The sequence below is a fragment of the Pseudomonas azotoformans genome (assembly GCF_001579805.1).
In the GTDB taxonomy this organism is placed as follows: Bacteria; Pseudomonadota; Gammaproteobacteria; order Pseudomonadales; family Pseudomonadaceae; genus Aquipseudomonas; species Aquipseudomonas azotoformans_A.
The window spans coordinates 4,739,779-4,764,464 of record NZ_CP014546.1 but is presented as its reverse complement, the minus strand read 5'-3'; the positions used below and the strand labels follow the sequence as shown (position 1 = coordinate 4,764,464).

Below are 24,686 nucleotides of genomic sequence, written 5' to 3'. Positions count from 1 at the left end.
GAGGGCACTCCATTGAATACCTCCAACTTGATGAGCCGTCTGCTGGCCCCCTGCGCCTTGGCGCTGAGCCTCGCCGCCTGCTCGCCCGGGACTGACACCCAGGCGGGCAAAACCCTGAACATCGCGTTTTTTGGCGACAACACCACCTTGGTCAGCGTCGACCCGTTCCAGGTGTATTGGCTGGAACACCGCGTGCTGCTGCGCAACGTCGCCGAGTCCCTGACCGACCAGGACCCGCAGACCGGCAAGATCATTCCCTGGCTGGCCAAACGCTGGGAAGTCAGTGACGACGCGCTGACCTATACCTTTCACCTGCGTGAGGACGTCACCTTCAGCAACGGCGAACGCTTCGATGCCAAGGCGGTGAAAACTGCGTTTGACAGCGACAAGGCCCTGGCGACCGAGCTGCCCGCCACTTTCGGCGCCACCTACCTGGCAGGTTACGACCATGCCGAAGTGGTCGATGACTTCACCGTCAAGCTGGTGTTGTCCAAGCCCAATGCGGGCTTCCTGCAAGCCACTTCCACCACCAACCTGGCGATCCTCGCGCCCGCCTCCTACGCACTGACGGTCAAAGAGCGCTCCCTAGGCAAGATCATCGGCACCGGCCCGTTCGTGCTGGCCAGCTACACGCCAGAAGTCGGGGCGCACCTGACCAAGCGCAAGGGTTACGCCTGGGCCTCGGCCAATATGAAAAACCAGGGCGAAGCGCACCTGGACGCGGTGGACATCAGCTACATCCCCGAGGAAAGCGTGCGCAACGGCCTGTTCCTGCAAGGCAAGACCGACATCCTGTGGCCGCGTAACCCGTTCTCGGAAGTTGACCTGAAGTTGTTTCAGTCCAAGGGCGCGACGATCCAGAGCCGTTCGTTGCCGGGGCCGGCGCTGAACCTGTATCCCAACACCCGTGGTGAACGCATCCTGGCTGACCAGCAAGTACGCCTGGCAGTGCAGAAGTCCCTCGACCGCAAGAGCTACGCGAGCACCGTCTATAACGCCGAATTCCCGGTGGTCGACGGCATCTTCGATGTGACCACGCCGTACTTCAAAAGCCAGGGCAACAAACTGGCCTATGACCCCGCGGGTGCCGAACGCCTGCTGGATCAAGCCGGCTGGGCCAAGGGCACGGATGGCTACCGGCAGAAAAACGGCAAGCGCCTGAGCCTGAGCTATAACATCAGCCCGGCCGAGACCGCCGGCGATGTGTTGATCCAGGACCAACTGCGCAAGGTCGGTATCGAGTTGAAACTCAGCGTAGTCACCCGGGCCGAATGGGTCGCCAACAACTCCGCCGGCAACTACGACCTGACCATTAATTACATGACCCGCGCCGACCCGATCATCCTGCAAACCATCCTCGATCCGCGCAGCGCCAACAGCTCAACCGTGGCCACCAACACCTACGAACCTGCGGTACTGGACAAAGCCAAGGCGTTGTTTGATGCAGGCATCACCGCCACCCAGAGCCCGCAGCGCGCAGCCGCCTATGGCGACCTGCAAGACCTGTTGATTGATGAGAGTTCGGCATTCCCGATCTACGAGCGCGTGTGGCAGGCGGCAACCTCGCCCAAGGTGAAAAACTTCCGCTGGACCGCCGAGGGTTTTGCGCTGTTGGGTGATATCGAGATCGGTACGCCATGAGCCGCTACCTGATCGGTCGGGTCGGCCAGGCGCTGCTGGTGTTGTGGGGTGCCTATAGCATCACGTACTTCATTCTCTATCTGCTGCCGGGCGACACGCTGTCACTGATGCTCAGCGCCTCGGGCATGGAAGCCGACGCGCTGTCGGTAGAAGACCTGGCAAAGGCGCGGGCCTATTACGGTTTGGACAAGGGCGTATTCGAACAGTATTTCGACCTGCTGTGGGGCGCCGTTCGAGGTGACTTCGGGCAGTCGCTTTCGCTTAACCGCCCGGTCGCCGAGCTGCTGGTTGAACGCCTGCCGCAAACTTTGTCGTTGGCGGGCTTGGCTATCGTCTTGTCGTTGCTGGGCGGTATTGGACTGGCTTACCTGACCGCCTATATCCGCTGGCAACCGTTGAAGAAAGCGTTGACGCGCTTGCCGTCCCTGGGCTTTTCGGTGCCGGTGTTCTGGATGGGGCTATTGCTGATCCAGGTGTTTGCCTTTGGCCTGGGTTGGTTTCCCGCCACCGGCAGCCGAGGCTTCGAAAGCCTGGTGCTGCCGGCCGTCACCCTGGCCATTCCCAGCGCGGCGGTGTACGCCCAGGTACTGCAACGGAGCTTCCAGGGTGTCTGGAAAGAGTCCTACATCACCACCGCCTACGCCAAGGGCCTCAGCCGGGGTCAGGTGCAGGCGCGCCATGGGTTCAAGAACGCCGCGCTGCCGATCCTCACCCTGATCGGCTTGCAGGTCGGCAATACGGTGTCCGGCGCGGTGCTGGTGGAGACCATTTTTGCGCGATCCGGCATTGGTCGACTGGCCCAGGAGGCGGTGCTGCGCCAGGACATTCCGGTGGTACTGGCCATCGTCGCGGTGTCGGCTGCGGCCTTTGTATTGGTGAACCTGTTGGTCGACCTGCTTTACCCCTGGTTCGACCCGCGCATCTCCCACACGCCAAAGGTGTCTTAGACCATGACCATCCTTGAGCAGAACCTGCGCGGCACAGCCATCCCGGTCAGCCAACCGCTGTGGCGTCGCCGCAGCCGGTTGCAGCGCGCGACGGCCGTGTTGTTGCCCTTGCTGCGACGGCCTGGTTTCAGCCTGGCACTGTTGCTGGTGCTCTTCGCACTGATTTCAGCCGTGGCGCCACACCTACTGACAAGCTTTGACCCCTACGCCACCTCGCCTGTCGACAAGCTGCGCGCACCAGGCCTCACCCATTGGTTTGGCACTGATGAACTGGGCCGCGACCTGTTTACCCGTGTGGTCTACGGTTCGAGCCTATCGATGCTGGCCGCCTCGCTGGCCGTCGGCATCGCCCTGCTCGGCGGCTTGGGGCTGGGCATTCTGTCGGGCTTTGCCGGCGGGCGTATCGACTCGGTGATCATGCGCTTCGTCGATGTGCTGCTGGCCTTGCCAGGCGTGCTGCTGGCCCTGGCGATTGTCACGGCGATCGGCTTCGGCACCGTACCGGTGGCCATCGCGGTGGGCGTCGGCATTATTCCTGGGTTCGCCCGCACCACCCGCGCCGAGGTGTTGCGGGTCAAGACGTTGCCCTACGTGGAAGCCGCGCGCCTGGGCGGTGCAAGTTGGAGCCGTACGTTGTTGCGCCACATCCTGCCGAATGCCTGGGGCCCGGTGGCAGTGTTGGCGACGCTCGACTTTGGCGCTGCGATCCTGGCGACCGCGGGGCTGAGCTTCCTCGGTTTCGGCGCAGTGCCCCCCGCCGCCGAGTGGGGCACGCTGATCGCCAATGGTCGGCACTTCCTCATCACCGCCCCGTGGGTGTCGCTGCTGCCGGGCCTGTTCCTGGTGGCCGTGGTGTTCAGCCTCAACCATATCGCCCGCACCTTCGAGGAAACCCCGCGATGAATGCTTTAGTGGATGTTCGCCAACTCAGTGTCAGTTATCGGCACGGCAACACGGCGGTCGATCGCCTATCCCTGAGCATTGCCCAGGGCGAGACCGTGGCGATTGTCGGCGAGTCCGGCTCCGGCAAATCGACCCTGGCCAACGCGATCCTGGGTCTGCTGCCGGAGAGTGCGCAGATCAGCGCCGGCCAACTGTGGGTAGACGGCCAGGACCTGACCCACGCCAATGAACGCAAAAAACGTGCCTTGCGCGGCCGCACTATCGGCCTGGTGCCCCAGGACCCGATGGTCAGCCTCAACCCCACGTTGCGTGTCGGCCAGCAGATCGCCGAGGCGCTGATCCTGGCCAAGGGCAAACGCTACCCCGCTGTCGATGCAGACATTGTCGAGCTGCTGCAACAGGTCGACATCGACAAACCCGTGCTGCGCGCCCGTCAGTATCCCCATGAACTGTCCGGCGGCATGCGCCAGCGCGTGCTGATCGCCATTGCCCTGGCCGGCAACCCGCGCCTGATCATCGCCGACGAGCCCACCAGCGCCCTCGACGTCACCGTGCAGCGCAAGATCCTCGACCACCTGCAACGCCTGGTCAGCGAGCGTGGGATTTCGCTGTTGATCATCACCCACGACCTGGGTGTGGCAGCCGACCGCGCTGACCGGATCCTGGTGATGCAGCAGGGTGAACTGGTGGAACAGGGGCCGCCACGGCAGATTCTCGATGCCCCGCAGCACGACTACACTCGCGCGCTGATTGCCGCCGCGCCCGCGTTTGCCAAACGTCGTGAACCGTTGGTACGGGTTGACCCGGCACAACAGCCGATATTGCGCCTGCAAAACGTGGGCAAGACGTTTGCGCTGGCCAAGGTAAAAGGTGAGCAGTCGACTTTTGTGGCGCTTGAAGATCTCAACCTGCAGGTGTATCCCGGCCAGACCCTGGCCATCGTCGGCGAATCGGGTTCGGGCAAAAGCACTGCATTGCGCATCGCCCTGGGCTTGGAAAAACCGAGCCAGGGCCAGGTCTGGTTCGAACAGCAGGACGTCACGCACCTGAGCTGGCGCGACTTCCGCCCGCTGCGCCAGCGCCTGCAACTGGTGCAGCAAAACCCGTTCGCCGCGCTGGACCCGCGCTTCACCGTGTTTGACAGCATCGTCGAACCACTGGTCTCGTTCGGCTTGCTCAAGGGGCCAGCGTTGGAACAGGCCGCGCGGGAATTGATCAGTCGCGTACACCTGCCAGTCAGCTACCTGGACCGCCTGCCACGCGAACTGTCCGGCGGCCAATGCCAACGCGTCGCCATTGCCAGGGCGCTAGCGTTGAAGCCGGACCTGTTGCTGCTGGATGAGCCGGTCAGCGCGCTCGACGTGTCGGTGCAGGCGCACATTCTGGATCTGCTGGAAGAGCTGCAACGGGAGATGGGCATTGCCTATGTGCTGGTGTCCCACGACCTGTCGGTGGTGGCCAACTTTGCCCATGAAGTGCTGGTGTTGCGCAATGGCCGGGTGGTTGAGCAGGGTTCGGTGGAGCGGATATTCAATCGGCCGGCGAGTGATTACACGCGAGAGCTGATTGCTGCGATTCCGGGTCGGCACCTCACCGCAAGCGCTGCCTGACAGCGACTACGGCGGATTTGGCTGCATACGCGGGGTCATCAATCACACCGACATGCCGGTCCAGCAACAATGGCAACTGCACCTGCAAAAACGCCACCCAGGTACGCACCTTGGCATCCAGAAAGCGTCGCGAGGGGTACACAGCGAAGACACTGCGTTCACGCAGTCGGTAATCCGCCAGCAGGCGCACCAGCGAGCCATCCTGCAACGCCTGCGATACACTGAAAAACGGCAACAGGCTGATGCCCATGCCTTCCTGTGTCGCCTTGACCATGGCGTCGGCCACGTTGGTCCTGAAGCTGTCACCGGGTGCAATCGCGATTTCACCTGATGCTCCGGTGAACAACCAGGCATCTTCCTGGAAGTCTTGCAGATGCAGGCGCTGATGCTGCCTCAGGTGCTCCGGCTGTTCGGGGACGCCGTGCTGTTGCAGGTACCGGGGCGAAGCGCAGGGCACGCTGAACAACTGGCCGATGGTCTGGCTGACCAGCGCGGAGTCCGGTAGCGAGCGGGCAATCGAAATCACCACATCGTGACCTTCCCCCAGCGGGTCCGGGTTGTGCTGGGAGAGGGTCAGTTCGATGCCGACGTGCGGATAATGCTCGCTGTAGCGGGCAACCAGCGGGGTGATCAGCACGCCCAAGCCGCTCATGCAATGCACACGCAGACGCCCTCGGGGGTTGAGGTGAGCGCCACTGGCTTCTGCCGTCGCCTCCCTGACGTCTTCCAGAATGTCACGACAGCGCAGCAAAAAACGTTCGCCCGACTCTGTCAGGCACAGACGCCGTGTGGTGCGTTGCAGCAGGCGCGTCTGGAGGTGTTTCTCAAGCTCGGAAACCAGCCGGGACACCTGCGCCCCAGACAGCGCCAGAGACTCAGCGGCGGCGGCGAAGCTGCCACTGTCGACGACACGGGCAAATACCTGCATGCCATTGAGCATGTCCATCAGTGTTGCCCCGCGATTGCTACGTAATCCGTATGAGTCATTTACCTGGCCCTGTCTTTAACGCTGCGCGGTTCTGACTAAACTGAAGCCAACTGACCGAGGGCCACCGTATGAAGATCAAATTTTCCAGCCTTATCCTGCTTTTCGGCGCCAGCGGTGCCTTTGCCCAGGGCAGCCCTGAGAACGCTGCGCCGGATATCCAGCGCATCGTTTCCGTGACGCCCGTGCCAGGCAGTTGCCAGGTCGAGCCAGCGACCCTGGTGTACGTCGACAGCCAGGGCGTCAGCCATAGCGTGAACTACCTGGTGATGGGCACGTGCCAGGGCGGCGTTTAAAGCAGCGTCCAGGTGTAACTGAGGATCAGCCGGTTCTCGTCGATATCGCTGCGGTAGTTGGAGCGCGCCATGACATTGCGCAACCGGATACCCAGGCCGCGCAGGGCACCGTTCTGCACGGCGTAGCCGATATCCAGGTCACGCTCACGGTCCTTGCCCTCATAACCCGCGCCGGTGGTCACGTTGTCGCCGGTGATGTAGCGCACTGTCGTGACCAACCCTGGGAGCCCGAGTACCCCGAAGTCATAGTCGTAGCGCACTTGCCAGGAGCGCTCGTCGGTGTAGGCAAACTCGTAGGTGGGCACCTCGTTGCCCAGCGGCGTGACGTTGGCAAACACCCGTGGGAACGCGCTGTCACCGTACATCGCCTGGTAGCCGACATAGACGGTATGGCCACCCCGCCTGACCGACAGCAGCGAGAAAAACGCCTGGTTGTCGATCTTGCCGAGCAATTTATCGCCGTCCTCTCGCGCTGCGTAGTAACCCAGGTTAGCCCCCAGCACCCAATCACCCATCGGCTGGCTGTGCTTGAAGCCAAGAAAGTTCTGCGCATAGATGTCTTGCAACTGGCCACGCCAGAGGCTGACGCTGGTGCGATTGCCATTGAAGGCGTAGTCGCCGCCGACATAGTTGAAGGCGTCGCTGTCGGCACTGCGCTGCGGTACATGGCCGAGCATGGCGATCATCTTCTCGTCGCCGGCCTCATTACGCAGGCTGGTGGTGGTCAGGTGCCCGGCCTGCAGCGTAAGGCCAGCGACCTCACTGGAGCTGATGCTCACCCCTTGATAACTTGGCGGCAGCAGGCGGATATCGCTGAAGGCGAGCACCGGCAGGTTGGGCTGTAACTCACCCACTTTCAGCTCGGTCTTGGAAACCCGTGCCTTGAAGGTCAGGCCGAAGCGGCTGTAGTCGTCTGCCGCACGGCCATCGTCCTTGACCGGTAACAAGCCGCTGTTGACCCGGTCCGGGCTGCTGTCGAGCTTGAGGCCCAGGGTGCCGAGCGCATCCAGGCCGAAGCCGACAGGCCCTGGGGTGTAACCGGATTTATAGGTGAGGATAAAACCCTGCCCCCACTCTTCGGCCTTGGATTGTTTGTTGGCCCCGACAATGTCGGAGAAGTCACGGCTGAAGTAATAGTTGCGGGCTTGCAAAGTGGCACTCGAGCCTTCGAAAAAGCCGCCTTCGGACGCGGTCGCCGCCAGGGGCATGCCGAGTAGGGGCAGCCAGATACGCTGTAGGGTCTGTTGATTCATGTCGTTGCTCTTTTAATTGTTGTTATCGACGATGGCAGATCAACGCACGCCAGCAGCCTCCAGATGGCTGCGCGGCCGACGCTGACTCAGGGCGTAGGTCATCATCGCCAGCGCAGCAATCGCACCCGGAATGGCAAAGACCAGGAAGTTGAGCTGCAACGGCAGCTCCGCAGACATCAAGGCGCCGCCCAGCAACGGGCCGACGATTGCGCCGTTGCGACCGATCCCGGACGCCCAACCCAGGCCGGTGGCACGCATGGACAAACCGTAGAGCTGCGCCGCAGCGGCATACAGCAGGATTTGCGTGCCGATGGTGGTGGCGCCCGCGAGGAAAATCAGCAGGTACAGGACCGGCATCGGGCTGTTGATCCCCAGCAAGCTGATGGAAACCACACCGGTGACGAAGAAGCCGATCATCACCTTGATCAGGTTCAACCGGTCACCCAGCCAGCCACCGACAAGCGCCCCGGCCATGCCGCCCAGGTTCAATGCCACCAGGAACGACAGACTGGACCCCAGGCTGTAACCGGCGCCCGCCATCAGTTTGGGCAGCCAGGAACTCAGTGCGTACACCATCAACAGGCAGCAGAAAAACGCGGTCCAGACCATCGCCGTGCGCACGCCCAGGCCATGGCGAAACAGCTCCACCACCGAAGCGCCCTTGGCTTTTACTTCGTTGAGCAACAGTTCATCACCTGCCTCGATCTGCGTACCCGGCGACAGTCGCATCAGCAACGCCCGCGCCTGCTCCTGGCGACCCTGACGCACCAGAAAACCGATGGATTCGGGCAGCCAAAACACGATCAACGGCAGCAGCAACAGCGGAATAGCCGCCGCGAAGAACATCGACGACCAGCCATAATTGGGCAGCATGAAAATCCCGACACTGGCCGCGAGCATGCCGCCCAAGGAATAGCCGCTGAACATCACCGCCATCAGTGTGCTGCGCAGTTTCTTCGGCGCATATTCGTTCATCAGTGCCGCCGCATTGGGCATCAGGCCACCGCAGCCCAGGCCCGCGATAAAACGACAGATGCCGAATTCGGTGGGACTGCTGGCAAAGCCGTTGATCACCGTGGCAACGCTGAACAGCGCGAAGCACACGGCGATGCCTTTTTTGCGCCCGAACCGGTCCGCCAGGCTGCCAAACACCAGCGCGCCGAACATCATGCCGAACAGTGCATAACTGCCCAGCGCACCGGCCTGCAGCGGCGACAGGTTCCATTCTTTCATGATGGACGGCAGCACCACGCCGTAGATAAACAAGTCATAGCCGTCAAAGATCAACAGCAAGGCACACAGGCCCACCACCCTCCAGTGAAAACGGCTGAAGCGGGCATTATCGATAATCGAATGAACGTCATGGGTACGCATGGCAGTGCTCTCTTTATTGTTGTTGTGAGTCAGTGTCTGCAGGGGTAACGGCGCTCAGCCTAGGTCGCCGCCTCCTACGGGCAAGGTCACGCCGGTGATGTAGGAGGCTTCGTGAGAGGCCAGGAACAGGATCGCGCCGACTTGCTCGTCAATGCTGCCGTAGCGTTTCATCGGGCTACTGTCGAGAGTCTGATCGACGATCTGTTGATACCAAACGCGTTCCTGTTCGCTTTGCGCCTGGCTGTTGCGCGGAATGCGGCGTGGCGGAGCTTCGGTGCCGCCGGGTGCCGTGGCGTTGATGCGAATGCCATGGCCGGCGGTTTCCAGGGCCAGGCAGGCGGTCAGCGCATTCACCCCGCCCTTGGCCGCGCCATAGGGCACCCGATTGATGCCGCGCGTGGCAATCGACGACACGTTGACGATGGCGCCGCTGCCCTGCTCCAGCATGTAAGGCAACACGCAGTGGCAGCACCACAGCGTGGGGAACAATGAGCGGCGCACTTCCGCTTCGATTTCCGGCTCTGCGTAGTGCTCGAAGGGTTTGGCCCAGATGGTGCCGCCGACGTTGTTGATCAGGATGTCGATGCGCTCGAAACGCGCCTTGGCCTGCGCCATCACCCGTGCGCATTCGGCGTGCTGCTCCAGGTCGGCGGTAAGAGTCAGCGCCCGCGTGTGCTGCAATTCATGCACAAGCTCCGAACGATCGACCGCCACCAGCCAGGCGCCCTCCTCCAGCAAGCGTTCGGCAACGCGCCGGCCAATGCCCTGTGCTGCGCCTGTGACCAGCGCGACCTGGCTATTGAAACGTAGTGTCATGTGGGTTTCCTCAGGCGGCGTCGCCGGTGACGATGGCGTTGGGCGTGAACTTCTCGTAGTAGAAGCCGGCCGGGCTGACGCCCTGTTGCTTGAAGTGCTGTCGCACGGCATCCACCATCGGCGGCGGGCCGCACAGGTACACATCGACGTCACCGTGGTTAAGCAGGTCGTTCGCCATGTGCTGGGTGACATAGCCTTGGCGCGGATGGGGGGTCTGCGGGTCGGCCACGCAGGTGACGACGCTCAAGTTCGGCAGGCGCTGGGCAAACGCTTGCAGCGCCTCGACCATCACCAGGTCCGCGTCACGGGTCACGCCGTAGATCAGCGTGATCGTGCGCGTCTCCTGACGCTCCGCCAGCACTTCGAGCATCGACAAAAACGGCGCCAGCCCGGTGCCACCGGCCAACAGCAACAAGGGCCGTGTCACTTCGCGCAGATAAAAGCTGCCCAGGGGGCCGGTCATCGGCACTGCGTCACCCACCTCTGCCTGTGCAAGCCAGCCGCTCATCAACCCGCCGGGCACATGCTTGATCAAGAACGAGGCGCACGTGTCGCCGGGGCGGTTGCTGAACGAATAGGAACGAGTCTGCCCGCTGCCCGGCACGCCGATATTCACGTATTGGCCCGGCAGGAAAACCGGTGCCTGGTCCAGCTCGAAACACACCTCCAGCGCCGCATCGGCGTGCGGGGTAATACGGGAGAGCGTTGCGGCAAACTGCGCAGTGCCGGTCTTGCAGGCACTGGAGGGCACCGGCACCGCTATCACGCAATCGGACTGCGGCACCATCTGGCAAGTCAGCACCTGCCGTTGCTGGGCTTCGTCTTCGCTGAGGGCGTCGTCGATGTAATCGTCCCCCAAGTCGTAGACGCCGGTTTCACAGCGGCATTTGCAGGTGCCGCAGACACCGTCCGAGCAATCCATGGGCAGGTTGATACGTTGGCGAAAGGCCGCATCCAATACCTTTTCACCCACCTTGCAGTCGATGAAACGGGTGACCCCATCCTCGAAGTTCAGGGCAATGGCGTACGTCATGGGGCTGTCCTCAGATGTGGTAGATATCGATGACCTGATGGATGTAGTCGTTTTTCAGCACCACCTTCTTGCGCGTGATCAGCGGCTGTTCGCCGCGCATATCGAGGCTGTAGAACGAGGTGCCGAAGTACGTGTCCGTGGTCTTGTAGCGGTGGCTGAGGGTTTGCCAGTTGAAGCGCAACATCACGTGCTCGCCGTCGTCGGCCAGCACTTCGAGGTTGGTGATCAGGTGCGCGGTGCGCGGCTCCGGCGTACTGGCGCTGGAGCGTTCGGTCTTGATGCGGAACACGCGGTCTTCCAGTCCGTCACGGCTGGGGTAGTAGATCAGCGAGATTTCGCTTTGCGGGTCTTCGGTGAGGGTGTCGTGATCGTCCCACGCCGGCATCCAGAATTCGACCTTGGGCGAGTAGCACTCCAGCCACGCGTCCCACTGGCGATCATCCAGCAGGCGCGCTTCGCGGTAGAGAAAGTCGAGCAGGCGGTCGCGGGAGGTACTCATGACAGCACCGCCTTGTCGCTGGCAATCAGGCCCTGCTGCTCGTGCTGGATGGCGCGTTGCAGGCTCTGCGCCCAATGGGCGTGCTGGCGTACGAACAGGCCTTCGTCTTCGGTCTTGATCCCGCTGAGCTGCGGGTGCATGCCCATGGCCTGGGCGTTTTCATCGGCGCCCTCAACCCACTGTTTGGCGCCACGGCTGAGGTCGTTCCACAGGGTGGTCGCGCCTTGGTAGCCGGTCTGGCAGGCGCGGAATTCTTCCAGGTCATCCGGCGTGCCCATGCCGCTGACGTTGAAGAAGTCTTCGTACTGGCGGATACGGGTGGCGCGCTCCTCGGCGCTTTCGCCGATGGGCGCCATGCAATAGATGGTGACTTCGGTCTTGTCGACGGCAATCGGCCGTACCACGCGAATCTGTGTGGAGAACTGGTCCATCAGGTACACGTTGGGATAGAGGCACAGATTGCGCGTCTGATCGACGATAAAGTCGGCGCGCTCCTTGCCCAGACGCTCTGCAAGGGCCTCGCGGTGAGCATGCACCGGGCGTACTTCGGGGTTGAGCAGGCGTGTCCACAGCAGGATGTGCCCGTGTTCGAAAGCATAGACGCCGCCCAGGCTTTTCGACCAGCCATTGGCGTCCACGGTGCGGGTGCCTTCGGCTTCGTAGTTGCGCCGGCCCATGGTCGCCGAGTAGTTCCAGTGCACCGAACTGACGTGATACCCGTCGGCGCCGTTTTCGATCTGCAGCTTCCAGTTGCCGTCGTACACATAAGACGAACTGCCGCGCAGCACTTCCAGGCCCAAGGGCGCCTGATCGACCATCTGGTCGATGATCACGCGGGTTTCACCCAGGTAATCGCTGAGTTCCGGTACGGATTCGCTGAGGCTGCCAAACAGGAAGCCACGGTAGTTTTCGAAACGACCCAGGCGCGTCAAGTCGTGGGAGCCGTCGCAATCGAAGCTGTCCGGGTAAGCGCCGGTCTTGGCATCCTTCACTTTGAGCAACTTGCCGGCATTGCTGAACGTCCAGCCGTGGAACGGACAAGTAAACGAGCCTTTGTTGCCTTGCTTGCGCCGGCAGAGCATGGCGCCACGGTGCGCGCAGGCGTTGACCAGGCCATGCAGGGTGCCGTGTTTATCGCGAGTGATGACCACCGGTTGGCGGCCGATCCAGGTGGTGAAGTAGTCGTTGATCTCGGGCACCTGGCTTTCGTGCGCCAGGTAGATCCAACCGCCTTCGAAGATGTGTTTGATCTCCAGGGCGAACAGGTCAGGGTCGGTAAAGATATCGCGGCGGCAGCGGAACACCCCGGTGGCGGGATCTTCCTGGACGGATTCGCCGAGTTGCCGGGCGAGGCGGTCGAGCGTGCTGATCATGGGGTAGGCCCTCGGTTGTTCTTGTATCAGGCGCCTTCACTGTAGGGGCACGCTCCACTCCTCAATATCCGTTGGCTGCAAAACGTTATCCGCCGGGCGCAGGCTGTCAGCGCTGGCGTTTCCAGGTCTGCGAGGGCAATTCGCCGAAGCGTTTGCGGTAGGCTTCGGCAAAACGCCCCAAATGCACGAAGCCATGATCCAGTGCCACTTCGGTCACGCTACGAGCCGAGGGCAATTGCAAGCGCGCGTGCACGCGCTCCAGCTTGCGTTGACGCACGTAGTCGCGCGGCGACAGGCCGACCTGACGTTCAAACAGGGTATAGAGCGAACGCTCACTGACCTTGGCGGTGGCCATCAGTTGTTCGACGCTGATGTCTTCGGTCAGGTGTTCCTCAATGAACTGGCGCACCGCTTCGAAACCACCGCCTTGAGCCGCTTGCGGGGCAACGCGCAACACGTTGCTGGCCAACAGCGCCAACAGTTTATTCGCCACGATGCGTTCATACAGGCCTTGTACTTCGCACGCGGCGGCGTTTTCAGCCTCATGGCAGATCAGCCCCAATAGTTGCAGGAACCCACTCATCTCACTCAGCGCATGTCGCGCCGTGGCGAAACGGATGCCCTGTTGCGGCAGCGTCCAACGCTGTTCCAGGCAGGCGTTCTCCAGCAGGCGCACCGGCAACTTGATGATGAATTTCTCGCAGTCGGCGGAATAGGTCAGGTCCACCGGGTCATCCGGGTTGATCAGCAGGATCTCACCGGGTTGGAAGACCTGCTCTACCCCACGGGCATTGGAGCGACAGTGACCGCTCAGCAGGATTTGCAGGTGATAGATGGTTTGCAGCGCATCCGACGTCACTCGCACCGGCGCACCGTAGCTGATCCGGCACAGGTCCAGGCTGGAAAAGGTGCGGTGGCTGATGCTCGCCTGTGGCCGCCCACGAGGTGGTAGGCGAATACAGTGGCTGCCGACATGCTGGTTGACGTAATCGGAGACCGCATAGGCATCGGCACGTTGGAAAATCTGGCTGCGCTCACTCAATAGCACGGTCATGGTTGCGCCTCTTTTATAGTTATAGGGTTCAGGCTGACGCTTGGCGGTGCAAGGCGTCCAATATGGATAAGGTCTCAATGAATACTCAGCGGGTATGGAAACCCCGCAATTGCGCGTTCCACCGCGCTATTTGAAGTCGCGGGCGCAGCAGTTGGATTTATTCCGAAACAATCTTAAGGTGTCCTGCACCGGCCAGACCCTGAGCGGCGCAATCAGGTTCCTTACCGGTACAGCAAAAGACTTTTGCCATTAATCTCATTGATAGCCTGCTAACGAAACCCCCATGCTAGAGGGCTAACCCCGCGCTTATATCATTCCGAATGATAGTTACCTTTGCTTCATTCGATTCGTGACATAGCACATCGCCGCGCATGATCCGCCCATCTCAAATACATTGGCGGATGCACCTCATGGAACAGTCACTCAAACATTTGCGCTTCCCCCTGGCGATCCTGGCCGTGGTGGTGATGAGTGCGTGCGGCAAGACCCCGGACCAAGCGGCCGCCATGCCAGCGGCCAAAGTCAGCGTGGCCAAGGTGCTGGAGCAACCGGTCAACGAGTGGGATGAGTTCACTGGTCGCCTGGAAGCCCCGGAAACCGTGCAGATTCGTCCGCGCGTGTCTGGCCAGATTGACCAAGTCGCTTTCACCGAAGGCGCTTTGGTCAAGAAAGGCGACCTGCTGTTCCAGATCGACCCACGTCCGTTCCAGGCTGAAGTGCGTCGCCTTGAAGCCCAGTTGCAACAAACCCGCGCCGCGGCCACCCGCAGCGATAACGAAGCTCAACGCGGTGAACGCCTGCGCCAGAGCAATGCGATTTCCGCCGAACTGGCTGACTCGCGCACCACCGCCGCCCAGGAAGCCCGCGCCGCTGTCGCCGGGATCCAGGCGCAGCTGGACCTGGCCAAGCTGAACCTGAGCTTCACCCGCGTCACGTCGCCGATCAGCGGCCGTGTCAGCCGTGCCGAAATCACCGCCGGCAACCTGGTGACCGCCGATGTCACCGCGCTGACCAGCGTGGTCTCGACCGACAAGGTCTACGCCTACTTCGATGCCGATGAGCGCGTGTTCCTCAAGTACACCGAACTGGCTCGCCAAGGCCGTCGCGGTGCGACCACCCCGGTGTACCTGGGCCTGTCCAACGAAACCGGTAACCCGCACCTGGGCCAGATGAACTTCGTCGACAACCAGGTCAACCCGGCCACCGGCACCATCCGTGGTCGCGCCGTGTTCGATAACAGCAAGGGCGAATACACCCCTGGCCTGTACGCCCGCCTGAAGCTGGTCGGCAGCGGCACCTACTCCGCCGTGCTGATCAACGACGAAGCCGTCGGCACCGACCTCGGCAAGAAGTTCGTGCTGGTGATGGAAGGCGACAAGCCGGCGTATCGCTCGGTAGAACTGGGGCCGAAAATCGAAGGTTTGCGCATCGTGCGCAGCGGCCTCAATAAAGAAGACACCATCATCGTCAAGGGCCTGCAACGCGTGCGCCCAGGATCGCCGGTCGCTCCGGAAACCATTCCGATGGCCAGCAAGGAAACCCTCGCCGCCTTGGCCCAACAACGACAAGCGCTTGAAGCCAGCAACCTGGAACAAGTGGCGCCGGATAAAGCCGCGCCGAAACTTGCCAGCGCTGCGACTCCACGCGGTTAAGGGATACGACTCAAGATGAATTTTTCCAAGTTCTTCATTTCGCGGCCGATCTTCGCAGCAGTGCTTTCGCTGCTGATCCTGATCGCCGGCGCGATCTCGCTGTTCCAATTGCCGATCAGCGAATACCCGGAAGTGGTGCCGCCGACCGTCGTGGTCCGTGCCAACTTCCCGGGCGCCAACCCCAAAGTCATCGGTGAAACCGTGGCCGCTCCGCTGGAGCAGGCGATCACCGGCGTCGAGAACATGCTGTACATGTCCTCGCAGTCGACCGCCGACGGCAAGCTGACCCTGACCATCACCTTCGCCCTGGGCACCGACCTGGACAACGCGCAGGTGCAAGTGCAAAACCGCGTGACCCGGACTCAGCCGAAACTGCCTGAGGAAGTGACGCGCATTGGTATTACCGTGGACAAGGCATCCCCCGACCTGACCATGGTGGTGCACTTGACCTCCCCGGATCAGCGCTACGACATGCTCTACCTGTCCAACTACGCCTTGCTTAACGTGAAGGATGAGCTGGCGCGGCTGGGCGGTGTGGGTGATGTGCAACTGTTCGGCATGGGCGACTACTCCCTGCGGGTGTGGCTGGACCCGAACAAGACCGCTTCGCGCAACCTGACCGCCACCGATGTGGTGACCGCGATCCGTGAGCAGAACCGTCAAGTGGCCGCCGGTGCCCTGGGTGCGCAACCTGCACCGACCGCCACCGCGTTCCAGTTATCGGTGAACACCCAGGGTCGCCTGGTGACCGAGGAAGAGTTCGAGAACATCATTATTCGCTCGGGCGCTAACGGTGAAATCACCCGCCTCAAAGACATCGCACGGGTGGAGCTGGGCTCCAGCCAATACGCCCTGCGTTCGTTGCTGAACAACCAGCCGGCCGTGGCGATCCCGATCTTCCAGCGCCCTGGCTCCAACGCGATCGAGATCTCCAACGAAGTACGCGGCAAGATGGAAGAGCTGAAAAAGAGCTTCCCGCAAGGCATGGACTACAGCATCGTCTATGACCCGACCATCTTTGTGCGTGGGTCCATCGAAGCCGTGGTGCATACGCTGTTCGAAGCGCTGATCCTGGTTGTATTGGTGGTGATCCTGTTCCTGCAGACTTGGCGCGCCTCGATCATTCCGTTGGTGGCGGTGCCGGTATCGTTGATCGGTACGTTTGCGGTGATGCACCTGTTCGGCTTTTCGCTCAACGCGCTGTCGCTGTTCGGCCTGGTACTGGCCATCGGTATCGTGGTGGACGACGCCATCGTGGTGGTGGAGAACGTCGAGCGGAACATCGAGCTGGGCCTGGAACCGTTCCCGGCCACTGAAAAAGCCATGAGCGAAGTGACTGGCCCGATCATCGCCACCGCATTGGTGCTGTGCGCGGTGTTCGTTCCAGCCGCCTTCATCAGTGGCTTGACCGGGCAGTTCTATAAGCAGTTCGCCTTGACCATTGCGATTTCGACAGTGATCTCGGCCTTCAACTCGCTGACCTTGTCCCCTGCCCTTGCGGCCGTGTTGCTCAAAGGCCACAACGCGCCGAAGGATGCGTTCTCCAAGTTCCTCGACAAGCTGCTGGGCGGCTGGTTGTTCAAACCGTTCAACCGCTTCTTCGACAAGGCCAGCCATGGCTACGTCGGCACCGTTCGCCGCGTGATCCGTGGCAGTGGTATCGCGCTGTTTCTGTACGCCGGCCTGATGGTCCTGACCTGGTTGGGCTTTGCCCACACACCAACCGGTTTCGTACCGGCCCAGGACAAGCAATACTTGGTGGCCTTCGCTCAATTGCCGGATGCCGCGAGCCTGGACCGTACCGAAGACGTGATCAAGCGCATGTCCGACATCGCGCTGAAACAACCCGGCGTGGAAAGCGCCGTAGCCTTCCCCGGCCTGTCGATCAACGGCTTCACCAACAGCCCGAACAGCGGCATCGTGTTCGTGACCTTGAAACCGTTCGACGAGCGTAAAGACCCGAGCATGTCCGCCGGCGCGATTGCCGGTGCCCTGAACGGCAAGTACAGCAGCATCCAGGAAGCCTACATGGCGATCTTCCCACCGCCGCCGGTACAGGGCCTGGGTACGATTGGTGGTTTCCGCCTGCAGATCGAAGACCGGGGCAACCTGGGTTACGACGAGCTGTACAAAGAAGTGCAGAACATCATCACCAAGAGCCGCACCACGCCGGAGCTGTTCGGCCTGTTCACCAGCTACACGGTTAACGTGCCCCAGGTCGATGCCGCCATCGACCGTGAAAAGGCCAAGACCCACGGCGTGGCGATCAGCGACATCTTCGACACCCTGCAGATCTACCTGGGTTCGTTGTATGCCAACGACTTCAACCGCTTCGGCCGGACCTACCAGGTCAACGTGCAGGCTGAGCAGCAGTTCCGCCTGGATGAAGACCAGATCGGCCAGCTGAAAGTGCGCAACAACAAAGGCGAGATGATCCCGCTGGCGACCTTCATCAAGGTCAGCGACACCTCGGGTCCGGACCGCGTGATGCACTACAACGGCTTCATCACCGCAGAAATCAACGGCAACGCTGCACCGGGCTACAGCTCGGGCCAGGCTGAAGCGGCGATCGAGAAACTGCTGAAAGAAGAACTGCCCAACGGCATGACCTACGAGTGGACTGACCTGACCTATCAGCAAATCCTCTCGGGTAATACCGCGCTGTTCGTGTTCCCGCTCTGCGTACTGCTGGCGTTCCTGGTACTGGCCGCCCAATACGAAAGCTGGAGCCTGCCATTGGCGGTGATCCTGATCGTACCGATGACGCTGCTGTCGGCCATTACCGGGGTGATTATCTCGGGCGGCGACAACAACATCTTCACCCAGATCGGCTTGATCGTACTGGTGGGCCTGGCGTGTAAGAACGCGATTCTTATCGTCGAGTTCGCCAAGGACAAACAGGCAGAAGGCCTCGACCCGCTCGCTGCGGTACTGGAAGCCTGCCGTCTGCGTCTGCGGCCGATCCTGATGACCTCGTTCGCCTTCATCATGGGTGTGGTGCCACTGGTGTTGTCCAGCGGTGCCGGTGCCGAGATGCGTCATGCCATGGGTGTGGCGGTGTTCTCCGGGATGATCGGTGTGACCTTCTTCGGTCTGTTGCTGACGCCAGTGTTCTACGTACTGATCCGTCGCTATGTGGAGCGCCAAGAGGCACGCAAAGCGGCCAAGGCCTTGAAGCTGGAGACACAGCAATGAGTGTGAAAGTATTCCTGCCGAGCTTGCTGGTACTGGCGCTGAGCGCCTGTGCCGTGGGCCCGGACTACAAAGCCCAGACCCCGGAGGCGGCCAATATCACGGCCGCTGCCGATGCCAAAACGTATGACCACGCCAAGTTCGAAGGCATTTGGTGGCAGCAGTTCGAGGACCCGACCCTCAACCAGTTGGTGACCCAATCGCTGCAAGGCAACCGGGACTTGCGCGTCGCTTTTGCCCGTCTGCGGGCGGCCCGCGCGATTCGCGATGACGCCAGCAATGACGCCATGCCGACCATCACCAGCCGGGTCAGCAGTGACCAGGGCAAAGGCCAGATTCCGGGCCAGACCACCAGTCGCGTCAAGACCGAGCGTTACGACCTCGGTCTGGACATGGCTTGGGAACTTGACCTGTTCGGTCGCATCCAGCGCAACCTGGAAGCCACCGACGCCGACCAGCAGGCTGCCGAGGCTGACTTGTACCAGCTGCAAGTCACCATGATTGCCGAGCTGGTGGATGCCTACGGTCAACTGCGGGGTGCGCAACTGCGTGAACGCATTGCCCTGGACAACCTGAAGAACCAGCAGGAATCGCGCACCATCACGGTCAGCCTGCGGGATGCCGGTGTGGGCGACCAACTTGACGTGGAGCGTGCTGACGCACGCCTCGCGGCCGTCGAAGCCAGCGTGCCGCAACTGCAGGCCGAGCAAGTGCGCGAGCGTAACCGCATCGCCACCCTCCTCGGCCAGCGTCCCGACAAGCTGACCGTCGACCTGGGCCCGAAAGACCTGCCGGCGATTGCCAAGGCGTTGCCGATTGGCGATCCAGGGCAACTGCTGCAACGTCGCCCGGACATCCTCAGCGCCGAACGCAAACTGGCTGCCGCCACCGCGCGTATCGGCGTGGCCAAGGCCGACCTGTTCCCACGGGTCAGCCTCAGCGGCTTCCTTGGCTTTACCGCCGGGCGTGGCTCGCAGATCGGCTCGTCCGCCGCGAATGCCTGGGCGCTGGGCCCAAGCATCACCTGGGCAGCCTTCGACCTGGGCAGCGTGCGCGCCCGTTTGCGCGGCGCCGATGCCGAGGCAGATGGCGCACTGGCGACCTACGAGCAACAAGTGTTGTTAGCCCTGGAAGAGTCCGAGAACGCCTTCAGCGACTACGGCAAGCGTCAGCAACGTTTGGTTTCGCTGATCCGCCAAAGCGAATCCAGCCGCGCCGCCGCCGACCTGGCCGCGATCCGCTATCGCGAAGGCACCGTGGACTTCCTGGTACTGCTCGACGCGCAACGTGAGCGCCTGGCCGCCGAAGACTCCCAGGCCCAGGCCGAAGTGGATTTGTACCGCGGCATCGTCGCGATCTACAAAGCGTTGGGCGGTGGTTGGCAGCCGGACACGGTGGTCGCCAGCGCCAAGTGATGTAAAGAGCTCCTTTGGTTGGTCGCATCCAGCCAATTTTTTGCCCCGTGGTCCATTCGGTCACGGGGCTTTTTTTGGTCCTTGATTAACGCGCTTCACCCAGAATCAAACTCCGATAATGCCCCGGATTCGACCCACTCCACTTACGAAACGCCTTATAAAACGAACTCGTATCAGCAAACCCCAGCCGCGCCGCAATCTCGGCAAAGCTGATCTGTGGTTCCGCCAACCATACAATCGCCAATTCCTTACGCACGCTGTCCTTGAGGCCCTGATAGGTCTGCCCTTCTTCTGCCAGGCGACGGCGCAAGGTTGAGGCCGAGATGCACAGGCTGACCGCGAGGCCTTCGGTTTCCGGCCAGGTATCGGGGGGCAATTGGCGCAGGTCGTGCTTGATGCGGGTGGCGAGGCTGTCGGGGTCGCGGTATTTGACCAGGATATTGGCCGGTGCGTGGGCCAGGAAACGCTTGAGTTCTTCCGGGGTGCGCTTGATCGGCAGGGCCAGGCAGTCGGCGGAGAAGATCATGCGTGTGCGGGGTCGGTCGAAACGCAGGTTGTCGGAGAACATCACCTGGTAGTCGTCGCAGAAGTGCGGCTTTGCGCAGCGAAACTCAATCGCCAGGATTGGAATACGGCGTCCTGCCAGCCAACAGGCCACGCCGTGGACAATCATCCAGTAAGTGAAGTAGGTGAAGGCTCGATTGGGTTCAGCCTCGGGCTCAACCAGCACGATCTCCGCCAGGCTTTGCTGACGCACCAACTCAGCGGGCAATCGCTCCAGCATCAGTGACAGGAACCCGAGCCCAGTTTCCAGGGCGGTGACGAGGGTCGGCTGCGCCATTGCAGCACGGCAGAGAAACGCCAGGCTGCCGGACCTCAGCTTGCGCGGGTCCATCCCGAAGAACTCATCATCGGTGCGCCGTGCCAGAAGACGCCACAGCCGCGCGTAGGTGGTGGCCGAAACCCGCGCGGCAGGCTCGGCCAGCCACTGCGGGTCAATGCCGGCTTTATGCAGCACGTCGGCACGGGTTACATCGCCGTCGCAGCTTTGCAACAAGGCTTCACGCACAAGATGAATGGAGATGGTGTCTTTTTCCGACATGGTGGACCGCGTATCCAGAGCTGCGCAAAGAATGGCACGCATCATAAGGGTGGACGCGCATTGCCACCACCGTTCAGCCACTGTTCAGCAAACGTCAAGAATTGTTGTTTAGCAATGAGTATCATTATGTTACAACTTAGCACCCTATCTAGTTGTGACGCGGTGCCGAATGCTCGTTCCTTTCCTCATCATGCTGCGCGAAGGCATTGAAGCCGCATTGATCGTTGGCATTATTGCCAGCTACCTGCAACAGACCGGCCGTGGCCAGTGGATGCCCGCCGTGTGGATCGGTGTATTTCTCGCCGCCGCACTGGCCCTGCTGGTCGGCGGCGGCCTGGAACTGGTCAGCGCCGAATTCCCGCAAAAGCAGCAGGAACTGTTCGAAGGCATCGTCGGCCTGGTCGCCGTGGGTATCCTCAGTTCCATGGTGTTCTGGATGCGCAAGGTGGCGCGCTCCATCAAGCATTCCCTGCACGAATCCCTCGATCACGCGTTGGCTGGTTCCAGGCATCAGGTCACCGCGCTGATTCTCATGGTGTTTTTCGCCGTGGCCCGCGAAGGCCTGGAAACCGTGTTCTTCCTGCTGGCCGTGTTCCAACAGAGTGAAGGCCCAGGCGCGCCGATTGGTGCCCTGCTCGGCCTGATCCTGGCGATCATCGTCGGTTTCCTGATCTACACCGGCAGCATGCGCCTGAACCTGGGCGCGTTTTTCCGCTGGACCGGCCTGTTTATCCTCGTCGTGGCCGCCGGCATCCTCGCCAATTCAGTGCAAGCCCTGCACGAAGCGGGCGTATGGAATCACTTGCAAACCGTGCTGTTCGACTTCAGCGCCGCACTGCCCATGGACAGCCCGTTGGGCTCGGTATTGGCCGGCATGTTCGGCTACCAGGAAGCGCCGACCATCAGCACCCTCGGCGCCTACCTGATTTACCTGGTGGTGGCGCTGGTGATGTTCTTCCTGCCCGCCGCACCGTCCAAGCCTGCCGCCTCGCCCTCTTCCATTTCCAGCCAGTAAGGACCGCCTCTTGTCCAAGCCTACTCCTCAACCCTCCTCGCCACCCCGCGCCCTGCGCTGGGCCGTGGCGGGTTCGGTGGTCGTGATGATCGCCGCCGGAGGCCTGTTCTATTACGCCTCGCAACTGGCGGCCAGCAAGCGCCAGACCAACCACAATGAAATCGCCGTGACCATCCATGGCCATGCCTGCGAACCGAATGAACTGACGGTGCCCGCCGGCCGCGCCAGCTTTCGCATCATCAACCGGTCCGACCGTGCGGTGGAATGGGAAATCCTCGACGGCGTGCTGGTGGTTGAAGAACGTGAAAACATCGCCCCCGGCCTGAGCCAGGTGATCAACGCCAACCTGCTGCCCGGCGACTACGCGATCACCTGCGGCCTGTTGAGCAACCCGCGCGGCACCTTGCACGTAACGCCGACCGCCGAGTCCGACGCGCAAGCCAAGGCCAAGCCGTCGATGGTGGCGTTTATCGGGCCGCTGTCGGAGTTCCGCGTGTACCTGAGCAGCCAAGGCAACGCCTTGGTCAAGGCCGTCACCGCCTTGCAACAGGCCGTCGACGCCGGCGACCTGGCCCAGGCTCAAGCGCTCTATGTTCCAGCGCGCGAGGCTTACCAACGACTGGCCCCCGCGTCGCAACGCCTGGCCGAGTTGGACAACGCGATCAACGCCCGCGCCGACTACTTTGAAAAACGCGAGCAGGACCCAGCCTTCAGCGGCTTCCATCGCCTGGAATACAGCCTGTTCCAACAACGCAGTCTCGATGGCTTGGCGCCGGTTGCCCAGCGCCTGCTGACCGACGTCACCACGCTCAAGCAACAATTGCTCGCCCAGTCGCTGCCGCCGGAGCAACTGGTGAGCATTGTGGTGCGCAACCTCAACAGCCTGGCCGATGTACGTGCCATCAGCGGTGAAGAGGAGCGCTACAGCCACGTCGACCTGAATGGTTTCGCCGCCAACCTGGAAGCTGCCCACAAGGTTGTCGACCTGATGCGCCCACTGCTGACCAAGTCTGCCGCCGACCTGCTGCCCAAGGTCGACAGCGCCCTCGCCGCCTTTGATGCCGAACTCCAGGTCTTCAAGGTCGACAAGGGTTACGCCACCTACGACAGCGTAACCGCCGATCAGCGCAAGCAGATCGCCGACAAGGCCAAGGCTCTGGCCGCTGCACTCGATGGAATCGACCCCGCCCTTGGCCTCTCCGGCCTGCAGTGAAGACGACCGCACACATGAGTGATTCAGAACAGTTTGACCTTACTCGCCGCCGTGTCCTGCTGGGCATGGCCGCCACTGGCGCCGCCATTGCCGGGAGCACCCTGACCTGCCCGGCCATGGCCGCCGAGCAAGTCACCACCGCACCGCGCAGCGACAAGACCCAGGACCACCACGATTTTTTCGGCAAGCACCAGAGCGGCATCGTCACCCCGCGCCCGGCGTGCGGCATGCTCGTGGCATTCGATGTATTGGCCAGTGATCGTGAGGACTTGGAGCGGCTGTTCCGTACCTTGAACGAACGCATCAGCTTCCTGATGACCGGCGGCACCGTACCGCAAGTCGACCCGAAACTGCCGCCGACCGACTCCGGCATCCTCGGCCCGGTGGTCACCCCGGACAACCTGACCATTACCGTTTCGGTCGGCGAATCCCTGTTCGATGAGCGCTTCGGCCTCAGCGCCGTCAAGCCCAAACGCCTGAGCCGCATGGTTGGTTTCCCCAACGATGCGCTGGAACCGGCGCAGTGCCACGGCGACCTGAGTCTGCAATTCAGCTCCAACACGCCGGACACCAATATCCACGCCCTGCGCGACATCGTGAAAAACCTGCCCGACTTGCTGCTGGTGCGCTGGAAGCAGGAAGGCAGCGTGCCGCCCCAGGCACCGAGCAAACCCGGCGAGCCTGCGCAGAGTGCGCGCAACTTCCTGGGTTTCCGTGACGGTTCGGCCAACCCGAACTCCAACGACGCCAAGGCCATGGACCAGATTGTGTGGGTGCAGCCTGGCAGCGACGAACCGGCCTGGGCGGCCAACGGCAGCTATCAGGCGGTGCGCATTATCCGCAACTTCGTCGAGCGTTGGGACCGTACCCCACTGCAAGAACAGGAAAGCATTATCGGCCGCGTCAAACCGACCGGCGCGCCCATGGACGGCGACAAAGAAACCCAAGTGCCAGACTACAGCAAGGACCCGGAAGGCAAAGTGACCAAGCTCGATGCCCACATCCGCCTGGCCAACCCGCGCACCCCGCAGACTCAGGCCAACCTGATCCTGCGCCGGCCGTTCAACTACTCCAACGGCGTCAACAAAAACGGTCAGCTGGACATGGGGCTGTTGTTCATCTGCTACCAGGCTGACCTGGAGAAAGGCTTTATCAGCGTGCAAACCCGGCTCAACGGCGAGCCTCTGGAGGAATACCTCAAGCCGGTCGGCGGCGGGTACTTCTTCACCTTGCCGGGGGTCACCGGGCCCAAGGATTTCATCGGCCGCACGCTGCTGGCTGCAACGCACCCTCACACCACTGCCCATACCTAA

At 61.9% G+C, this 24,686-nt stretch carries 20 protein-coding genes; 11 read left to right on the top strand and 9 right to left on the bottom strand.

Going from position 1 to position 24,686, the window contains the following annotated elements:
- Positions 1-30 precede the first annotated feature (30 nt).
- The 4 genes from AYR47_RS21885 to AYR47_RS21870 are packed head-to-tail and all read left to right on the top strand — an operon-like array spanning position 31 to position 5,101.
- Positions 31-1,641 carry an ABC transporter substrate-binding protein gene (locus tag AYR47_RS21885; RefSeq protein WP_061436818.1) on the top strand — a complete coding sequence of 537 codons (1,611 nt, stop codon included), beginning with the start codon at positions 31-33 and terminating at the stop codon, positions 1,639-1,641.
- Entirely contained in the window at positions 1,638-2,588 is a 951-nt protein-coding gene (locus AYR47_RS21880) for an ABC transporter permease (protein WP_033901150.1), read from the top strand. Before AYR47_RS21885 ends, AYR47_RS21880 begins: the two co-directional genes overlap by 4 nt.
- A gap of 3 nt (positions 2,589-2,591) precedes the next feature.
- On the top strand, positions 2,592-3,491 hold the full coding sequence (locus tag AYR47_RS21875; protein WP_061436816.1) for an ABC transporter permease: 900 nt from the start codon (positions 2,592-2,594) through the stop codon (positions 3,489-3,491).
- Positions 3,488-5,101: a dipeptide ABC transporter ATP-binding protein gene (locus AYR47_RS21870; protein ID WP_061436814.1), complete on the top strand. Its 1,614-nt coding sequence runs from the start codon at positions 3,488-3,490 to the stop codon at positions 5,099-5,101. The genes AYR47_RS21875 and AYR47_RS21870 overlap by 4 nt, the downstream gene beginning before the upstream one ends.
- On the opposite strand, the gene AYR47_RS21865 is transcribed toward AYR47_RS21870, so the two are convergent.
- Positions 5,082-6,047 carry a LysR family transcriptional regulator gene (locus AYR47_RS21865; RefSeq protein WP_061436812.1) on the bottom strand — a complete coding sequence of 322 codons (966 nt, stop codon included), beginning with the start codon at positions 6,045-6,047 and terminating at the stop codon, positions 5,082-5,084. The genes AYR47_RS21870 and AYR47_RS21865 overlap by 20 nt on opposite strands.
- Before the next feature lie 110 nt (positions 6,048-6,157).
- On the opposite strand from AYR47_RS21865, the gene AYR47_RS21860 reads away from it, so the two are divergent.
- Positions 6,158-6,382, top strand: a complete 225-nt coding sequence (locus AYR47_RS21860; protein ID WP_033901153.1) for a DUF2790 domain-containing protein — start codon at positions 6,158-6,160, stop codon at positions 6,380-6,382.
- Here AYR47_RS21860 and AYR47_RS21855 read toward each other — a convergent pair.
- The 7 genes from AYR47_RS21855 to AYR47_RS21825 all read right to left on the bottom strand — a co-directional run bounded on the left by AYR47_RS21855 (position 6,379) and on the right by AYR47_RS21825 (position 13,784).
- The gene (locus tag AYR47_RS21855) at positions 6,379-7,635 is read right to left on the bottom strand and encodes an OprD family porin (protein WP_061436811.1); all 1,257 of its coding nucleotides are present in this window, start codon (positions 7,633-7,635) and stop codon (positions 6,379-6,381) included. The genes AYR47_RS21860 and AYR47_RS21855 overlap by 4 nt on opposite strands.
- A gap of 39 nt (positions 7,636-7,674) precedes the next feature.
- Positions 7,675-9,009: an MFS transporter gene (locus AYR47_RS21850; protein WP_033901155.1), complete on the bottom strand. Its 1,335-nt coding sequence runs from the start codon at positions 9,007-9,009 to the stop codon at positions 7,675-7,677.
- Between the two features lie 54 nt (positions 9,010-9,063).
- Complete coding sequence (locus AYR47_RS21845) at positions 9,064-9,825, bottom strand: 1,6-dihydroxycyclohexa-2,4-diene-1-carboxylate dehydrogenase (RefSeq protein WP_061436809.1); 762 nt, start codon at positions 9,823-9,825, stop codon at positions 9,064-9,066.
- 10 nt (positions 9,826-9,835) lie between these two features.
- Positions 9,836-10,858: a benzoate 1,2-dioxygenase electron transfer component BenC gene (gene benC, locus AYR47_RS21840; RefSeq protein ID WP_033901157.1), complete on the bottom strand. Its 1,023-nt coding sequence runs from the start codon at positions 10,856-10,858 to the stop codon at positions 9,836-9,838.
- A 10-nt stretch (positions 10,859-10,868) separates the two neighbouring features.
- A complete protein-coding gene (gene benB, locus AYR47_RS21835) occupies positions 10,869-11,357 on the bottom strand; it encodes a benzoate 1,2-dioxygenase small subunit (protein ID WP_033901158.1) in 489 nt (162 codons plus the stop codon).
- A complete protein-coding gene (locus AYR47_RS21830; protein WP_061436807.1) occupies positions 11,354-12,730 on the bottom strand; it encodes a Rieske 2Fe-2S domain-containing protein in 1,377 nt (458 codons plus the stop codon). The genes benB and AYR47_RS21830 overlap by 4 nt, the downstream gene beginning before the upstream one ends.
- Before the next feature lie 106 nt (positions 12,731-12,836).
- On the bottom strand, positions 12,837-13,784 hold the full coding sequence (locus AYR47_RS21825) for an AraC family transcriptional regulator (RefSeq protein ID WP_033901160.1): 948 nt from the start codon (positions 13,782-13,784) through the stop codon (positions 12,837-12,839).
- Between the two features lie 410 nt (positions 13,785-14,194).
- On the opposite strand from AYR47_RS21825, the gene mexE reads away from it, so the two are divergent.
- The 3 genes from mexE to AYR47_RS21810 are packed head-to-tail and all read left to right on the top strand — an operon-like array spanning position 14,195 to position 20,043.
- The gene (gene mexE / locus AYR47_RS21820; RefSeq protein WP_033901191.1) at positions 14,195-15,436 is read left to right on the top strand and encodes a multidrug efflux RND transporter periplasmic adaptor subunit MexE; all 1,242 of its coding nucleotides are present in this window, start codon (positions 14,195-14,197) and stop codon (positions 15,434-15,436) included.
- 15 nt (positions 15,437-15,451) lie between these two features.
- Entirely contained in the window at positions 15,452-18,631 is a 3,180-nt protein-coding gene (locus AYR47_RS21815; RefSeq protein WP_033901161.1) for an efflux RND transporter permease subunit, read from the top strand.
- Positions 18,628-20,043 carry an efflux transporter outer membrane subunit gene (locus tag AYR47_RS21810; RefSeq protein ID WP_033901162.1) on the top strand — a complete coding sequence of 472 codons (1,416 nt, stop codon included), beginning with the start codon at positions 18,628-18,630 and terminating at the stop codon, positions 20,041-20,043. The genes AYR47_RS21815 and AYR47_RS21810 overlap by 4 nt, the downstream gene beginning before the upstream one ends.
- A gap of 85 nt (positions 20,044-20,128) precedes the next feature.
- On the opposite strand, the gene AYR47_RS21805 is transcribed toward AYR47_RS21810, so the two are convergent.
- Positions 20,129-21,145 carry an AraC family transcriptional regulator gene (locus tag AYR47_RS21805; RefSeq protein WP_061436805.1) on the bottom strand — a complete coding sequence of 339 codons (1,017 nt, stop codon included), beginning with the start codon at positions 21,143-21,145 and terminating at the stop codon, positions 20,129-20,131.
- 169 nt (positions 21,146-21,314) lie between these two features.
- Between AYR47_RS21805 and efeU the strand changes: the two genes are divergently transcribed.
- Genes efeU through efeB form a run of 3 tightly spaced genes read left to right on the top strand, consistent with a single transcriptional unit; the run spans position 21,315 to position 24,686 of the window.
- Positions 21,315-22,160, top strand: coding sequence for an iron uptake transporter permease EfeU (gene efeU / locus AYR47_RS21800; RefSeq protein WP_033901164.1), 846 nt, complete (start codon positions 21,315-21,317; stop codon positions 22,158-22,160).
- Positions 22,161-22,170: 10 nt separating this feature from the next.
- Positions 22,171-23,373 carry an iron uptake system protein EfeO gene (gene efeO / locus AYR47_RS21795; RefSeq protein WP_033901165.1) on the top strand — a complete coding sequence of 401 codons (1,203 nt, stop codon included), beginning with the start codon at positions 22,171-22,173 and terminating at the stop codon, positions 23,371-23,373.
- A 14-nt stretch (positions 23,374-23,387) separates the two neighbouring features.
- The gene (efeB, locus tag AYR47_RS21790) at positions 23,388-24,686 is read left to right on the top strand and encodes an iron uptake transporter deferrochelatase/peroxidase subunit (RefSeq protein ID WP_033901192.1); all 1,299 of its coding nucleotides are present in this window, start codon (positions 23,388-23,390) and stop codon (positions 24,684-24,686) included.

Coding starts and splice junctions, on each gene's coding strand:
- AYR47_RS21885 (WP_061436818.1), top strand. CDS start 31: ATGAGCCGTCTGCTGGCCCCCTGCGCCTTGGCGCTGAGCCTCGCCGCC.
- AYR47_RS21880 (WP_033901150.1), top strand. CDS start 1,638: ATGAGCCGCTACCTGATCGGTCGGGTCGGCCAGGCGCTGCTGGTGTTG.
- AYR47_RS21875 (WP_061436816.1), top strand. CDS start 2,592: ATGACCATCCTTGAGCAGAACCTGCGCGGCACAGCCATCCCGGTCAGC.
- AYR47_RS21870 (WP_061436814.1), top strand. CDS start 3,488: ATGAATGCTTTAGTGGATGTTCGCCAACTCAGTGTCAGTTATCGGCAC.
- AYR47_RS21865 (WP_061436812.1), bottom strand. CDS start 6,047: ATGGACATGCTCAATGGCATGCAGGTATTTGCCCGTGTCGTCGACAGT.
- AYR47_RS21860 (WP_033901153.1), top strand. CDS start 6,158: ATGAAGATCAAATTTTCCAGCCTTATCCTGCTTTTCGGCGCCAGCGGT.
- AYR47_RS21855 (WP_061436811.1), bottom strand. CDS start 7,635: ATGAATCAACAGACCCTACAGCGTATCTGGCTGCCCCTACTCGGCATG.
- AYR47_RS21850 (WP_033901155.1), bottom strand. CDS start 9,009: ATGCGTACCCATGACGTTCATTCGATTATCGATAATGCCCGCTTCAGC.
- AYR47_RS21845 (WP_061436809.1), bottom strand. CDS start 9,825: ATGACACTACGTTTCAATAGCCAGGTCGCGCTGGTCACAGGCGCAGCA.
- benC (WP_033901157.1), bottom strand. CDS start 10,858: ATGACGTACGCCATTGCCCTGAACTTCGAGGATGGGGTCACCCGTTTC.
- benB (WP_033901158.1), bottom strand. CDS start 11,357: ATGAGTACCTCCCGCGACCGCCTGCTCGACTTTCTCTACCGCGAAGCG.
- AYR47_RS21830 (WP_061436807.1), bottom strand. CDS start 12,730: ATGATCAGCACGCTCGACCGCCTCGCCCGGCAACTCGGCGAATCCGTC.
- AYR47_RS21825 (WP_033901160.1), bottom strand. CDS start 13,784: ATGACCGTGCTATTGAGTGAGCGCAGCCAGATTTTCCAACGTGCCGAT.
- mexE (WP_033901191.1), top strand. CDS start 14,195: ATGGAACAGTCACTCAAACATTTGCGCTTCCCCCTGGCGATCCTGGCC.
- AYR47_RS21815 (WP_033901161.1), top strand. CDS start 15,452: ATGAATTTTTCCAAGTTCTTCATTTCGCGGCCGATCTTCGCAGCAGTG.
- AYR47_RS21810 (WP_033901162.1), top strand. CDS start 18,628: ATGAGTGTGAAAGTATTCCTGCCGAGCTTGCTGGTACTGGCGCTGAGC.
- AYR47_RS21805 (WP_061436805.1), bottom strand. CDS start 21,145: ATGTCGGAAAAAGACACCATCTCCATTCATCTTGTGCGTGAAGCCTTG.
- efeU (WP_033901164.1), top strand. CDS start 21,315: ATGCTCGTTCCTTTCCTCATCATGCTGCGCGAAGGCATTGAAGCCGCA.
- efeB (WP_033901192.1), top strand. CDS start 23,388: ATGAGTGATTCAGAACAGTTTGACCTTACTCGCCGCCGTGTCCTGCTG.